10 protein-coding genes and 2 pseudogenes are annotated in these 14,680 nt (G+C 55.7%); 5 read left to right on the top strand and 7 right to left on the bottom strand.

Going from position 1 to position 14,680, the window contains the following annotated elements; translation table 11 throughout:
- Positions 1-236 precede the first annotated feature (236 nt).
- The 4 genes and pseudogenes from OKC28_RS06965 to OKC28_RS06980 all read left to right on the top strand — a co-directional run.
- Positions 237-1,139 (top strand): annotated as a pseudogene (locus OKC28_RS06965) (T6SS phospholipase effector Tle1-like catalytic domain-containing protein); the annotation flags it as partial.
- Positions 1,139-1,849: a DUF2931 family protein gene (locus tag OKC28_RS06970; RefSeq protein ID WP_270688374.1), complete on the top strand. Its 711-nt coding sequence runs from the start codon at positions 1,139-1,141 to the stop codon at positions 1,847-1,849. The pseudogene OKC28_RS06965 and the gene OKC28_RS06970, both read left to right, overlap by 1 nt.
- Before the next feature lie 27 nt (positions 1,850-1,876).
- A complete protein-coding gene (locus tag OKC28_RS06975; protein WP_270688376.1) occupies positions 1,877-2,053 on the top strand; it encodes a hypothetical protein in 177 nt (58 codons plus the stop codon).
- A gap of 133 nt (positions 2,054-2,186) precedes the next feature.
- Positions 2,187-2,561 (top strand): annotated as a pseudogene (locus tag OKC28_RS06980) (tetratricopeptide repeat protein); the annotation flags it as partial.
- A gap of 4 nt (positions 2,562-2,565) precedes the next feature.
- On the opposite strand, the gene OKC28_RS06985 reads toward OKC28_RS06980, so the two are convergent.
- From OKC28_RS06985 to OKC28_RS07015, 7 genes are all read right to left on the bottom strand, one after another.
- A protein-coding gene (locus OKC28_RS06985) for an IS5 family transposase (protein ID WP_270688378.1) occupies positions 2,566-3,418 on the bottom strand; the annotation gives its coding sequence in 2 pieces (ribosomal slippage) (positions 2,566-3,076 and positions 3,075-3,418; 855 coding nt in all).
- 105 nt (positions 3,419-3,523) lie between these two features.
- Positions 3,524-4,219 (bottom strand): family 16 glycosylhydrolase, encoded by a 696-nt coding sequence (locus OKC28_RS06990; protein WP_125729702.1) that lies wholly within the window; start codon positions 4,217-4,219, stop codon positions 3,524-3,526.
- A 240-nt stretch (positions 4,220-4,459) separates the two neighbouring features.
- Positions 4,460-4,771 carry a PTS lactose/cellobiose transporter subunit IIA gene (locus OKC28_RS06995; RefSeq protein WP_201276436.1) on the bottom strand — a complete coding sequence of 104 codons (312 nt, stop codon included), beginning with the start codon at positions 4,769-4,771 and terminating at the stop codon, positions 4,460-4,462.
- Between the two features lie 10 nt (positions 4,772-4,781).
- Positions 4,782-6,161, bottom strand: coding sequence for a glycoside hydrolase family 1 protein (locus OKC28_RS07000; protein WP_125729701.1), 1,380 nt, complete (start codon positions 6,159-6,161; stop codon positions 4,782-4,784).
- 58 nt (positions 6,162-6,219) lie between these two features.
- Positions 6,220-7,572 (bottom strand): PTS sugar transporter subunit IIC, encoded by a 1,353-nt coding sequence (locus OKC28_RS07005; protein WP_125729700.1) that lies wholly within the window; start codon positions 7,570-7,572, stop codon positions 6,220-6,222.
- Between the two features lie 27 nt (positions 7,573-7,599).
- Positions 7,600-7,905 carry a PTS sugar transporter subunit IIB gene (locus OKC28_RS07010; RefSeq protein ID WP_010673339.1) on the bottom strand — a complete coding sequence of 102 codons (306 nt, stop codon included), beginning with the start codon at positions 7,903-7,905 and terminating at the stop codon, positions 7,600-7,602.
- Positions 7,906-8,933: 1,028 nt separating this feature from the next.
- Positions 8,934-11,285 carry a glycoside hydrolase family 9 protein gene (locus OKC28_RS07015; RefSeq protein ID WP_270688381.1) on the bottom strand — a complete coding sequence of 784 codons (2,352 nt, stop codon included), beginning with the start codon at positions 11,283-11,285 and terminating at the stop codon, positions 8,934-8,936.
- A gap of 667 nt (positions 11,286-11,952) precedes the next feature.
- On the opposite strand from OKC28_RS07015, the gene OKC28_RS07020 reads away from it, so the two are divergent.
- Complete coding sequence (locus tag OKC28_RS07020) at positions 11,953-14,673, top strand: glycoside hydrolase family 3 protein (RefSeq protein WP_270688383.1); 2,721 nt, start codon at positions 11,953-11,955, stop codon at positions 14,671-14,673.
- The last annotated feature ends 7 nt before the right edge of the window (positions 14,674-14,680 follow it).

The following is a 14,680-nucleotide window of genomic DNA, read 5'->3' on the forward strand; positions in this document are numbered from 1 at the left end:
ATGTTATTCACGCTGGCCAACCTGTTTCGGGCGGACCAAATGATACGTCAGTGGGAGAGATCTCACTAAAAACTGGGGATAACGCCTTAAATGGCGAAGAAACGGTCTAAATAGGCTGATTCAAGGCATTTACGGGAGAAAAAATCGGCTCAAACATGAAGAAATGAAATGACTGAGTCAGCCGAGAAGAATTTCCCCGCTTATTCGCACCTTCCCTAAAAGCAGGCTTTGACTGGGCTAATCGTGAGGATTGCCGTATTAAATTTGTCGGCTTGTTCGATACCGTTTGTACTGCAATGTTCAATAAGCGAAACGTAACGTTAGCCCCCGACTGTGCCGAACGGGTAGTCCATCTCATTGCAGCCGATGAGTGGCGCTATTTCTTTGCCTTGACCCGGATCACTGATGATGTTGCTGGTAACCAGATTGCACCCAATTTTACTGAGGTGCTCATTCCAGGATCTCACTCTGATGTGGGTGGTGGTTACTACAGCCGATGGAGTTTGAGCAATCCCAATAGCGATCCCGCGATTACAGAGCAAGTCTCCATCAAGGTTTGTAGAAGTGAAGCATCTGCTATGACATATGACCCTAAAGATAGCAGCGCCTATCGACGAGCTAGGCAGTATGCCGAAGAGCAGGTGGTAAAGGGGTGGGGTAACGAGGTTGTTGACTTACCTAATGTGGCGAGTGCTCCGGTGAGGAATAAGGTCAGCTTGCGAGTGAGGAGCAGCCGACATCCCAAGACAGATAAAATGAGTGTCGAGGTTGAAGTGCTGCTCAATCGCGTAGTCGAAGGTGAATACTCACGAATTCCACTTCACATGATGGTCGCAGCAGCTCAGGATGTTGGAGTGCCATTTATCACATGGAAACCAGATGAACGGGCGCTCATGTTGGAAAGTGGTGCACCTAAACTCCCTCGTACCGATCTGGCCAAACTTGATATGCTCTGGGTCAATGCCGCCAAAGAGCGGGGGGTGTCCAAGGATTTAACTAAGCAACTCGATGCTGAGGCCTACCGCCAACTGCGTTTTGAATATCTTCATCACAGCGCTGATACAGGATTGGTGAATAGGCCACATCACCACCGAGGCAAAGAAGCACGTCATATTTACACTAACCAGGAGGGGGGATAATGAAATTCCGTTGGATCGGCTTGTCACTACTGGTTATGGCTCTACTTGGGTGCAGCAGCAAAGGTATAGCCAATAGCCAAAACACTATGGACTGGCGTTATATGGTGGGTACCAATGCGGATGAAATTTGGAGCAGCAAAGCCAATTTTTATCGAGATGGAAAACCTATTCATGGCTCATCAAATGGGGCGGTATCATCGGTTAGCAAGGAGTCATTGAGGGACAAAGACTACAGTTGGACCATCGGCAAGGGAAGGAGTGCTGAAAATCAACCGATACCCAATGAAGTACAAATAGAGTGGGTCTCGTACCATGATAAAAAGCGCTATGGTATTACTCTGAAACTACCTGTAGACATTGGCACTCAGATGGCCCAGCGTTACTTCATCTCAAATGGCAAAAAACGCGAAGAAACGCAGCGTAATATCATTGCCGTAGGGATGGCTCCGGGCAGTTATGTCGAGGTGTTCCTGACACAATACAACGTCAAACCAGACATTCTGCTTGTTAGGGGTTTAGCCCATGAAGTAACCGATGATTATTATGACAAGCGAGTTCCCTTGAGCAAGCAATACGGGTTTGACGAGTTTTATCAAAAATATGGTGTAGCCTACCAACAGTACCCAATTCCCATGGGCATGGACTGGGTCCCTATCATGGACGCTTACCGCGCAGCACAGCCTAAGACGGATACCAATCCAGTCAATTAATTTGGATAGCGGTTTTAAGAGGTATCAATGAAGCAGTACCAAAACTGGTTGGCCCAGTATCTAATCTGTCGTCGTGATAACGACCATGCCATGGCCGCAGAATTGGCAGAGAGTATCTGTGATTTCTGGCAGGCCAGAGGTGATAAGGCTGAGCATACCAAGTGGCAGAAGGTCTATCAGGATCACCGACAGAAAACCACCTGACAGGCAGGGCTAATGGCCAGGGAAGGCGCCGCATCAGCTTTATGCCCATCAGGTGGCTGCGTAGCATAACGGATCAGCTAGAAAGACAGCAGTGCCTCACCCGTCACTTTTTCACTCAGCGTAGATTCTCCCCATGAAATACCGTGCCTTATGGCTGGTGCTGGCGACCAGCATACTTGCAGCCTGTACTTCCACTACGTCACTCACTGACGCCGAGCTATCCCAAGCCGCAAAGCAGGGGAATGGCCGAGCTCAATATGAGCTGGCCAAGCGCCTAGCCAAGCAACCTGATTACCCCAACGCCATGCACTGGATGCAGCAAGCGGCAGAGCAGTCGGGCCCTTTGGCCGCCGATCAGCAGATCCGCGCCAGCGCCGCGTGGCAAGTGGGTGACTGGTACCAAGCAGGGCTCGGTGAGCCCAAAAGCCCTGTGCTTGCTACACAGTGGTGGCAGCGCTCGGCTCGTCTTGGCAACACCAATGCCAGCTATCGGTTGGGACTAGGCTGTGTTCTCAAAATGCTGGTTTTCTGTTCACCAATAGTTCCCGTAAGTAACGAAGGCAGAAAGCCAGCTTGATAAAGGCTGCAAAACTTCCCGCCAGCTTTTCATACCTCGTTGAGAATCGGCGAAACTTCTTCAGCCATCCGAAGCACCGTTCGACCACATTTCTCCTACGGTAACGAGCTTTGTCTAACACCAGCGGACGTCCCTTATGGTGCCGTTGCTGGTCGCTGCGTTGCGGGATAACCGCTTTTATCTTTCTGCGCCGGAGTTCTGCCCGCAGAGCCCTGCTGCTATAGGCCTTATCTGCGGCAAGATGCGTTGGTCGCGTGCGATAACGGCCTGATGACGTCGGGATCCTTGCCATGGCCAACGCACTTGTCGCATATCTGATTTCCGCTGATTGCCCCGGCGAAAGGCAGAACCCTAGCGGTAAACCATTACCATCAGTGACCAGGTGAATTTTGCTGCCAAAACCACCACGAGAGCGACCAAGTGCTTGATTCACCGGAGTGTTTTTTACGCGCTCCGGCAGCATCTTTGGATGCCCTGACATTGGAGCCGTCAATGCACCACAGGTCGAAGTCGATAAGCCCTTCTTCATTGAGATGCAGTTGCAGCGCCGCAAGGATGGCATCGATGCGGCCTGTGCTTTGCCAACGTCGAAAGGAGTTGTAGACCGAGTTCCATGGGCCGAAACGTTCTGGCAGATCTCGCCAAGGTGCACCGGTGTGAAGTATCCAGAGAATGCCATCAAGCACTTGGCGTGGCTCACGAGTAGGGCGTCCGCTTATGCGGTGATGTGGAAACAGGGGCTCGATAAGCCCCCATTGTGCATCGGTTAACTGATAGCGACGGGACACTATATAGGTCTTAAGCTGCTGAGAAGATGTGAGATTATATCTTCATCACTTTAAGAACACAGCCTAGCAATACTTGTCTTCATTTTGTTTTCACTTAGTTAACCATCAGTCCCAGGGGGTAACCTTGGCGTACTTGTATTTGGCGTAGACGGGATTGCCATTGAAGGAGCTTGGCGGGAAGCTCGGATTGGCACTGATCCAGTTGTTCACAAATGTCTGCATCCTGCTCGTGACAGGACGACTTTCGCGGCGCACGCCTACCCATCTATTCTGGACTCGACTAAATACCTGCCAGGTGACGCCAGCTTCATCAATGTTGAAGGCGTAGCGCTCCATGTTCCAGATGGACATGCCGTACTTGCCTAGATCGATGTCTTGGGGATACTGGCGCCCCTGGATCCAGATGTTGGTATGGAGCAGGTTGGTGCCGCCCATCAGCTCGATGTCGACTTCATAGTGAGAGCTGGTGCCCGCATCACCGGTATAGGTGAAGAATGAGCTGATGGTGCCGGGCACCGATCCTGCCTGCATCTGCACCTCATAACGTCCCTTGCGGGTGTAGTTGTAGGTTCGTAGCTCAGCGCAACTCTTGCTGCCCCGGTCCGATTTTGCATGGAGGATCGCCATGCCGGACTCCATCCATACATTGGCCGCGCGCCAGGTGCAGTCGAATTCCGACCCATCATTGCGCCAGCCGTCAGAGACCTGCCAATCTTGATTGCTCCACCACCATGCAGAAGCCTGGGGTGAATATAATTCACCCGCCATCAGCAACACTGAAATTAGTCCAAAATTACGCATATTCTCGACAATCCTATGTGTTTTTAATTAGTGTTTATATTGATAACTACAAGCAGTATCAGAATAACCATAAATTATTCTCTAAACTAATACTGATATCGCGTCATGACAGTTTCATATTTTTGAAACTACTTGCGAAAAGTATGAAAGATATGATGGAGGAAGGTAAAGCCAGAATAAAAAAGCCACCGTAATATTACGGTGGCAAAAGCACGGACTCCCGATCCGATGAGATGAATATCAGCTGGCTTGGCGGCGATAGATCTCGACCAGTTCGGTGGCCAGCTCACGGCACAGAATGGAGGTCATCAAATGATCTTGGGCATGCACCATGACCAGCGTCATCTTGGTCTTGCCCTCACCCTCATCGGCTTCAATCAGTTTGGTTTGTACGGCATGGGCTGCCTTACCTGCTTCGGTGGCCTGGAGCAGCAAGGCATCCGCTTCGCTGAACTGGCCGGCGCGGGCCTGACGCAGGGCTTCGAAACAGAGACTGCGAGATTGGCCAGCATTGACGATGATGCCCATGACTGCTTCTTCAAGATCCATCATTTATGACTCCTTAAAATCCATTATTACGAGAGACGTCGGCGAACCATTCACCACTCTTCTTGACGGTGCGCTGCTGGCTTTCCAAATCAAGGCTGATGAATCCATAACGGTTTTTGTAGGCATTCATCCAGGACCAGTTGTCAATAAAGGTCCACAGGTGATAACCACGGCAATTACTTCCTTCGGCAATGGCGGTATGAATCCACTGGAGGTGGCCACGAATGAAGTCGATACGATAATCGTCTTTTACCTGGCCGTCTTCACCAATGAATCTGTGTTCCCCTTCGACACCCATGCCATTCTCGGAGATATAGCTTGGAATATTTTCATAGTTGTCGCGCAGGTTGATCAATATGTCATAGATACCGCGCTCATATATTTCCCAGCCACGATAGGGGTTCATTTTTCGGCCCGGCATTTCGTAATTCTCGAAGAACCAGTCCGGCAGGAAAGGGGCGCCCGGGTTGATGGCCGTCATGCGCGCCTTCACTCGCCGCGGCTGGTAGTAGTTGATGCCGAGCAGATCGATCTTGCCGGCGGCCAGCAGCTCGCAGTCGCCGCTTTGCACCACGGGCATCTGATCGTGTTCGCGCAGGATGTCGATCAGCTCCTGGGGATAGACCCCCTTCACTGCCGGGTCGAGGAAGGCGCGGTTGAAGAACAAGTCGGCAATGAACGAGGCCTTCAAATCCGCCGGGTTTGAAGAGCGCGGATAGGAGGGGGTCAGGTTCAAGACGATTCCGATCTGGCCCGGCAGGGAGAGTGCGCGATAGCGCTTCACCGCCAGGCTGTGGGCCAGCATCATGTGATAGGCCACCTGGGCTGCCCGCTTGAAGTCCATCAGGTTCGGGTAGTGGAAGTCATACAGATAACCTCCTTCCACCACCACCACGGGTTCGTTGAAAGTCATCCAGCAGGCGACGCGATCGCCAAACAGTTTGAAGCAGATGTCGGCGTACTCGGCAAAGGCCGCCACCGTCTCGCGGTTCTCCCAGCCACCCTGCTCTTGCCAGTACATCGGCATGTCGAAGTGGAACAGACCGATGAAGGGCTTGATTCCCTTGGCCAGCAGTTCGTCGATCACCTTGTTGTAGAAGTCGACGGCCTCCTGGTTGACAGTACGGCCATCCGGCAGCAGACGGGCCCAGGAAATAGAGGTGCGGAAGCTGTTGTGGCCAATCTGCTCCATTAACGCGATGTCTTCACTATAGCGATCATAGAAGGTCGAAGTGTTGGTTGGGCCTACTTGGCCGTGAAAACGGTGCGGCTCCGTCTCAAACCAGTGATCCCAAATGGTCGGTGCCTTGCCGCCCACGTTTGCAGCTCCTTCCGATTGTGCGGCCGACGAGGCACTACCCCACCAGAAGCCTTCGGGGAATGTGTATTGCATTGCAGTTTCCTCTTGATAACTGGGCTGCGGACATCACTGCATCCGCAGCCTGTGGTGCTTATGCTTGACTCTGAACCGGTGTGATCATTGTTGATTTTTCTGCTTCTGCTTCTGCTTCTGCTTCTGCCTCATCGGCCTCTTGTTTGAGAAGGGTGCGCTCATAGGCCCGAACGAAGGGGTAATACATCAGGGCGGAGATCCCCATGCAGATGAAGCACAAGATGACCGGACTGAATGCCCAGTTGGTGGCCCAGGAGGCACCGATGGGCGCCGGAGTGGTCCAGGCGGTCAGCATCACAACCTTCTCCACCAGACCCAGATCCACGGCGAACCAAGCCAGGATGGCGTTGATCACAGGCACCAGGGTGAATGGCAGAAAGAAGACTGGGTTCATGATGATGGGGGCACCAAACAGGACCGGCTCATTGATGTTGAAGAAACCGGGGACTACGCCCATCCGCCCTATGGTGCGCAGGTGTACGGCTCGGCTGCGCATCAGAAGGAATGCCAGGGGTAGGGTAGAGCCCACACCGCCGATAAACAGGAAGTGATCCCAGAAACCGGGCAAGAAGGTGTGAGGAATGGCTTGGCCGGCGGCCAGTGCAGCCTGATTGCTGGCTAGGTTTGCCATCCAGAATGGGTTCATTATGCCTGTGACGATCATGGTGCCGTGGATGCCGGCAAACCAGAGGATCTGGCACAGCAACACCGCCAGCAGGACGGCAGGCAGACTGTCAGAGGCCGCCACCAGGGGTTTGAGCATGGCCATGATCGCCTCGGGCAGGATCATGCCTGTGGTTTCCTGCAACAGCATATTGAGGGGGTGCAGGGTCAGGATGATCGCCAGTACCGGTATCAACACCTCGAAAGAGCGCGCAACCCCCATCGGCACTTGCTCGGGCAGACGTATGGTGATGTTGTTGCGCTTGAGCCAGGCATACACTTCAGTCGAATAGATGGCGCAGATGAGGGCGGTGAAGATGCCCTGTCCGGAGAAATACTGGGTGGAGATGGTGCCATCTTTATATTGCGCCGCCACCAGCATGAACGACATCAGCGACAGCAGGCCCGTGGTGATGGGGTCCAGGGAGTATTGCTTGGCCAGGCTGGATGCGACGCCCACCGAGATGAAGACCGTCATCAGCCCCATGCTCATGTTGAAGGGCAACATGAGCTCGGCACGATAGGTGTTGGAAAAATCGAGCCAGGCTCTGGCAAAGCCCCAGGTGGTTTCGCTGGAGATGGGGGGGAAGATGAAGACCAGCATGAAACTGCCGACAATCATGAACGGCAGCGCGGCAATGAAGCCGTCACGGATGGCCAGAACATAGCGTTGCTGGCCCAGTTTTCCTGCCAATGGGCCGATCCGTTGTTCGATCAACTTGACCAGCATCCCATAGAGTGAACTCATAGTGTGTGTCCTTCCTTGTGAGCACGCTTAACCGATCAGGGACAGGGCGTAGTCCAGCACCTTGTCGCCGCGCTGCATGCCGTAATCCATCATGTCGATAGGTTGTACCTTGATCCCGTGAGCCGCCGCCTTGGCTTGCAACTCCGGTTGCATGTACTTGATCTGCGGTCCCAGCAAGACCACCTGGTAATGGGGCATCTGGTCATCGAACTCCGATGCGCCAAAGGCCTTGATCTCGGCAGCCAGACCCCGCTTCTCGGCTTCTACCAGCATTTTTTTCACCAGTAGGCTGGTGGACATTCCGGCAGAGCAGCACAACATGATTTTTTTCATGATTATTCCTCAGTTATTAAATTGAGCTCACTATAGAACGATGAAAAAAAATAGGAAATCGATTTCACGTTATGAGGTTTGCAATTGTGATCTCGATCACTTTGGGGGCGACCTACGTAAACAAACTTAAACGTATTGCATTGAATAAAAACACTTTATTTATTTGTTGTTGATTGGTTGTATCGAATGGGTATCAGGCTTGACTCTATGAAATATCGATTTCAAATTTGTCGTGGTTTTCATGCTGTTGCTGCGTCCCTGCCGGGCAGGTTCCCCACATGGTGCACAGAGCACTCTCCCGGCGATGCGCTGACGTGTGGAGGACAAAGGCCGCAAGGCTGGACAACAGATACCCGCCGCTGCGATGTCCTGCGCTTCACTGCTCTCTGCCGTTTGCCGCCCCCCCTTGATGGCAAGGCCCCGTTCCCGGCCAAATCCGTTGACGCGGCCTCTTCTGGGCCATGGCGAGGTGCGACCTGCCAGAAGTAGGATGGTTGCAAGATTTCATCGCAGAGGCTCGCTTGCCCGGAGGCAAAGTCCTGTGCCGGTGGAGACGTTGACCTGGTGCTTGCCGTACAGCCCGAAGGGATGATGACCGTACCGACTTCAGATGCCAGCCACGGCTTCCCTGCTTTCCGGTAGAGCAGCGTTGCACCGCAGGATAGGCTGGAGATGAGCGGCGGTCATATTACGTCAGCAAGCCTAATGGCACGGCATAACGGCAGAAAATCAGAAGTGCACAAAGGTGGATGAGAGGCAATCAGAAAGTATGATTTGGTCGTGGAGGCTGTGGAGAGGGGAAAGAAGCAATAGTTCTAGGAGGCCCTTGTCTGTCCACCCGGTAGCAGTTGCATGATGGCGGGAAACGGGAAACGGGAAACGGGAAACGGGAAACGGGAAACGGGAAACGGGAAACGGGAAACGGGAAACAAAGGACGGACACCGGCCCGGAATCGGCCTTGAGGCAAAGTCGGGGGGGGGGGGAGGGGAAAAATGCTCCGTCAGGGGACGGAGCATCGAGAGGGCACTTAGCGGGTTAATCCGCCTTCATCCAGCACGCTGACAGCCCAGAAGAAGGGAGCATTCCAGTTGATGGTAACTTCGTTCAGTGTCCAGGCTCCTATCTCGTCTTTCCAGCAGGTCTGGCCGGTGCACTTCCCTTTCATAGTGGATGCAACGGGATCGCTGAAGTTGATGGAGTTGGGGCCCCCAGACATTACTCCTGGCGGAACCAGGGGGGACGCGGGATCAGCTGGGTGTGCCCAGAACCTGTGGTGCGGATTCTTCAGCGGACGACTGCCGTAGCCCGACACATAGGACTGGTCGAGCGGGTTGCGGCCCAGCACGTAGTCCATGGCGTCAGACATGGCCTGCAGGTATTTGCGCTCCCCCGTGAAGTCATGCGCCAGCCCGAGGAAGATGCTGCGATTCATCAGGTTGGAGTTGGAGCCCCAGGGGTATTCGGTGGCCTGATAGGGGATAAGGTAACCCTCTGTCGCCACGCTCTTCTGGTAACCGTCGGCGGCGGCGATGATGGCGGCACGCGCCTTCTCCACGTCCTGCTTGCCCAGCTTGTTGGGCACCATGGCCAGGGTGATGGTTCCTGCGCTGCTGAGATCCTGCCAGTAGAGATCACCGCTTGCGCTGCGATCACCCTTGGGGGCGGCCAGATAGAGAGGGGACTGCTGGACGGCCTGCTTGTACTCGGCCTTGCCGGTGGTGGCGAACAGCTCGGCGGCAGCCCAGTAGAATTCGTCCTTCAGGTTGGTGTCATCGTAGGGACCGGATCCCACAAAGTTGTCATAGGCATAGACGTCCGGATGATGGTTGGCCGCCTTCCAGGCTCGCTCGGCTGCCTGCAGGCTGCGCTGTGCGAAGGCCGGATCCAGATCTTTCCATACGCGGGCAGACTGGGCGGCTGTGGCAGCCAGATTCAGGGTCGCAGCCGTGCTGGGGTGGCTCAGGAAACGGGGCTGTGGATCCTTGTGGGGCGGGAGCGGCATCCCGGTCCAGGCTTCATCAGCGACCTTGTGGAAGACCATGCCTGAGGCATCGATCTCGGTCAGTTTCAGGCTGTCGAGCTGCTTGGACTGATCTCCTACCGGTACCCAGGCCTTCTTGCCTTCGGGTACCTGCATGGCGAGGAAGAACTCCATCATCCAGCGGGATTCGTCCAGCAGATCGTTGTGGCCGTTGTGCTGTTCCGGGATTTTAGCCTTGCCGTCGGCAAAGGCGCTCTTGTCACCCTCTTTCGCCAGTTGCTCTCGTTCATAAAGGTTCATCAAGGTCCATACCGAGATGCCGCCATTGACCACGTACTTGCCCTGATCGCCAGCGTCGTACCAGCCGCCGGTCACATCCAGCGTGAAGTCACAACCTGGCCACTGGTTGCCCTTGGCATCCTGTTTGTTGAAGCAGGTCACTTTCTCGGGCTTGTGTCCTGCCGGGCGAGCGAGATCGGGGCGCTGGACATATTTGGCCTCGATGTCGATGCCGCTACGCTGCTGATAGAAGAAGGAGAGGGCATCGAATTTCATGGTGTGATAGATGTCATCACCGATGCTGAACGGGTGGCTCTTCTGGCCGGCGACCTCCAGCACCAGGCCGGTGGCCGGGGCGGTGACCTGGCTGAAGTCGGCGATCTGCACGTTTTCCCCGGATGGGGCATTCAGGCCAAAGGGTGTGGTCTTGCCTTCGGCGATGGCCTCACCCTGGGCATTGCGCAGGGTCCAGGGGAGCGAGTCCTTACTGTCGGTGGCGATGGTCGCACGTTTCAATGCCTTGCTCAGGTAGCCGACTTGGTTGACGCGCACGCTGGCCAGATCAGATTTCTTGACCAGGGATGGACCCGAGAGCGTTGCTTCACCGATGCAGACGGTGGTCGGTGTCTGGGTGCCCATCTGGAGTTGAAACTGGGTCTTCTCGTCCGTGGAGGAGGGCGTGAACTGGATGTCGAAAGGTTTGGGTGTGCTGCTGAGGGCGAGGTCCTGCACCATGTGGTTGGTGTAGGGGGCGCCATCATGCTGGATCAGGGCCTTGACGTTGATGTCGCTCTTGGCCATGGCAGTGAAATGGAGCTTGTAGGTTTGCCCCTGAACCAGGCCGAGGTTGGACTGGCCCAGGATGACATCCCAGGGATTGGATCCCGACTCGGTGAAGGTGATGCAGCCCATCTGGTTCTCGGCGTTCAGGGTGCCCCCAGCCGTCCACCAGCCATCGGTTCCCTGGAAGCCCCCGTTGGTCAGCAATTCACCCACAGGTCCGGTAGATGCCGAGGAGGCACCGGAGCCGGATGCCCCTGCGCTGGGCAGGGAGCAGCCATGCAAGCCAATGACGCAAGACATGGCAAGCGTCAGGGCACTAAGCCGAGATATTTTCATTGTTACCCCTTTGATCACAGACGGAAATAATGGCGTCGATTTTCGCACTCGCGCTGAAAATGACCGAGTCATCCTGCGACCCGCATTTCACTGTCAAGATTTACATACAACCCTTGAGTGGAAATCGATTTCACGAGTTAGGTAATAGTAAAGTTTGTGGCAAATCAAGTTTGCCTTTATGAACTGTGATGTGGGCGACAAATTTTCGTTTATTGATATGTAGATCTACGTGATTTGAATTCTATTGAATCCTTATCATCCTCTCTTCATTTCCCGCCAGTTTAACCAAACGGGTGCCGTTCTCGGTAAAATATGCAGTGGCATGAGATGATGGGTATATTTTATATTTATGATTTTATTGTTTTTTCTCTCCGAGTGCTTTTCCGTGTGCTCCACCCCCTCCTGGATATTTTGCTGGCGCGAAACAGTCTGATCTTTGTGAGCTACATCACTATTTACTCTCTCGGTGGGATTTTTACCGTTGCAGGGCAAAGATACTGCTGGAATGGTGAAGAGATTTCTGTTTACCATTAAATATTCTTGCAATCGATTTCATGTTTGAGCTGTTTTTCAAGACGGATCCCCATGATCGATGCGTCAGGCGATGAATGAGAATATCCGGAGAGTCATAAGGAAAATGCGTAAAACTACAGGTCTCACCAGGTCTATGATCTGCCTATTCGTGGGGTGCGGCATCTGGAGTGCCGGGATGGCGGATGAGCTGTCGACCATGCCCTATTTTGCCACTTGGCCGCAGATCCACAGCGCCATTGCCAAGGACGAGGGGATGGAGCGCCAGATCCAGTCCCTGCTCTCCCGGATGACCCTGGAGGAGAAGGTCGGGCAGATGATCCAGCCCGACTTTCGTGAAGTGACCCCAGAGGAGGTCACTCGCTACAAGATTGGTTCCGTCCTCAACGGGGGCGGCGGTTGGCCAGGCAACAACAAACACGCTTCAGCGGCGGACTGGGCACGCCAGGCCGACACTTACTGGCAAGCGGCGGAAGCGGGCTTTGAGGGCAGGGGCTATCGTATTCCCTTCATGTGGGCGACCGATGCGGTGCACGGCCACAACAACGTCTTCGCGGCGACCCTGTTCCCGCACAACATCGGCCTTGGGGCGGCACGGGATCCGGGGCTCATCTACCGTATCGGCCAGGTGACGGCGCGGGAAGTGGCCGCCACCGGGCTGGACTGGACCTTCGCTCCGACGGTGGCGGTTCCCCGGGACGATCGCTGGGGCCGGACCTATGAAGGCTATTCCGAAGATCCCGCCATCGTCTATCACTATTCCGGCGAGATGGTGCGCGGCCTACAAGGGTCGGCGGCGGATCTGCGCGGCCAACGCCACGTCATCTCGAACGTGAAACATTTCGTGGGGGATGGCGGCACTCAGGACGGGGTCGATCGGGGCCAAAGTTTCTATTCGGAAGAAGACCTGCGCAACCTGCACGCGGTGGGCTACTTCTCGGGGCTGGATGCTGGCGCCCAGGTGGTCATGGCCTCGTTCAACAGCTGGCACAACGAGCTCAACCTCGATGTGTTGCCAGAGGACGGGGTTGAATACAACGGCAAGCTGCACGGTAGCCGCTATCTGCTGACCGACGTACTCAAGGGCAAGATGGGGTTTGATGGCCTGGTGGTATCGGACTGGAACGGCCACAGCGAGATCGCCGGTTGCACCATGGGGAGTTGCTTACCCGCCGTGCTGGCCGGGGTCGACATCTTCATGGTCACGGCGCGCAAGGACTGGATGGAGTTTCGCCAGAACCTACTCGATGGCGTGGCGAACCGGCAGATCCCGATGAGCCGGATCGACGATGCCGTGGCGCGCATCCTGCGGGTCAAGATGCGGGCCGGGCTGTGGGAGAAACCCATGCCGTCGGCACGAGAGCTGGCGGGCAAGCAGGGCGAGCTTGGCGCCGCACAGCACAAGGCGCTGGCCCGGGAGGCGGTGCGCAAGTCGCTGGTGCTGCTCAAGAACGAGGGCAAGATCCTGCCCTTGAGCCGGCAGAGCCGGGTGCTGGTGGCGGGCAGCGCCGCCAATGATCTGGGCAAGCAGGTGGGGGGCTGGAGCCTGACCTGGCAAGGCAGCGAAAACGGGCGTGGTGATTTCCCAGGTGCCCAGAGCGTACTGGATGCGGTCACGTCCACCGTCGGAGCGGATCATGTGCAGGTGGGTACAGGGCCTAGGGAGCTGGAGGGGGCCAAGCCCGATGTCGCCATCCTAGTCATGGGGGAGGATCCCTATGCCGAGTGGTTCGGTGATATTCCCGACAACAAGACCCTCTCCTATGGGGATCTCAAGAACAGCTATCACGAGGATCTGCTGACCCTCAAGCGTCTGAAGGCGGCCGACATCCCCGTGGTGACCGTGCTCTTTTCCGGGCGCCCGCTCTACGTCAACGAGGAGATCAATCTCTCTTCCGCCTTTGTCGCCGCCTGGTTGCCGGGCACCGAGGGGGAGGGAATCACCGATCTCCTGTTCAAGGATGCGAAGGGCAAGGTGGCCCATGACTTCCAAGGGCGGCTCTCCTTCTCTTGGCCCTTTGGCAAGTGCGCCACCACCATCAATCGCACACCCACCCAGATCCCGGGCTGGCAGCGTCCCACCTTCGAGCAATCCCTCGAAGGGGAGAATGCACCGCTCTTCCCCTATGGTTACGGGCTCAGTTACGGCAAGCCTTCCCCTGTAGCGGCCCGGGTCAGTAACCTCAATACCCTGGTCCTGGATAACCGTACCTTCGGCTGCAACGAGAGCGATCCCGCCAAGCTGAGCGCCGCCGACAAGGTGCTTGAGCTGTTCGGGCCCAAGGCGGGTGAAGAGCACCGTCTGCGCATGGGAGATGCCAGCAACTGGACGGGGACCGAAGTCTCCGGCAACAGCGTGACCGAGATGACCTTCATCAAGGTGCAGCCCATCGACTACCTGCGCCAGCAGGATGCGCGCGCGGTCACCTTCCTTGGGACGGACAAGCCGGGTGTTGACTCTGGGGCCACGATCCAGTTGCAGACCACTCAGGTCAAGGGGGCGGATCGTCGCACCTACCTGAAGGGTGAGAGCGAGCTGCAGGTGACGCTGCGGGTGCAGCAGGCACCAGCGGGCAACATGACGCTAGGTCTGCAGTGTGGCTGGCCCTGTGGCAAGTCCATCGAGATCGCACCGGCTTTGCGCCAGTTGCCCCCGCAGAAATGGGTGACCCTGAGCCTGCCTCTGCGCTGTCTCGAAGAGGGCATGGATTTCGCGAAGGTCAACACGCCCTTCATCTTGGGCACTAGCGGCAAGGCACGCATCGACGTGGCGACCGTGCGCTGGGTGCCGGCCTCCCTGTTGGGAGCTGCAGGGGAGGCGGCTCGGCTCGATTGCCAGGGACAGCTGACCCGATAATTCCGTC

The organism is Aeromonas sp. D3 (assembly GCF_027705025.1).
In the GTDB taxonomy this organism is placed as follows: Bacteria; Pseudomonadota; Gammaproteobacteria; order Enterobacterales; family Aeromonadaceae; genus Aeromonas; species Aeromonas salmonicida.

Bases quoted from the DNA above. Each gene is read 5' to 3' on its own strand.
- OKC28_RS06970 (WP_270688374.1), top strand. From the start codon at position 1,139: ATGAAATTCCGTTGGATCGGCTTGTCACTACTGGTTATGGCTCTACTT.
- OKC28_RS06975 (WP_270688376.1), top strand. From the start codon at position 1,877: ATGAAGCAGTACCAAAACTGGTTGGCCCAGTATCTAATCTGTCGTCGT.
- OKC28_RS06990 (WP_125729702.1), bottom strand. From the start codon at position 4,219: ATGCGTAATTTTGGACTAATTTCAGTGTTGCTGATGGCGGGTGAATTA.
- OKC28_RS06995 (WP_201276436.1), bottom strand. From the start codon at position 4,771: ATGATGGATCTTGAAGAAGCAGTCATGGGCATCATCGTCAATGCTGGC.
- OKC28_RS07000 (WP_125729701.1), bottom strand. From the start codon at position 6,161: ATGCAATACACATTCCCCGAAGGCTTCTGGTGGGGTAGTGCCTCGTCG.
- OKC28_RS07005 (WP_125729700.1), bottom strand. From the start codon at position 7,572: ATGAGTTCACTCTATGGGATGCTGGTCAAGTTGATCGAACAACGGATC.
- OKC28_RS07010 (WP_010673339.1), bottom strand. From the start codon at position 7,905: ATGAAAAAAATCATGTTGTGCTGCTCTGCCGGAATGTCCACCAGCCTA.
- OKC28_RS07015 (WP_270688381.1), bottom strand. From the start codon at position 11,285: ATGAAAATATCTCGGCTTAGTGCCCTGACGCTTGCCATGTCTTGCGTC.
- OKC28_RS07020 (WP_270688383.1), top strand. From the start codon at position 11,953: ATGATCTGCCTATTCGTGGGGTGCGGCATCTGGAGTGCCGGGATGGCG.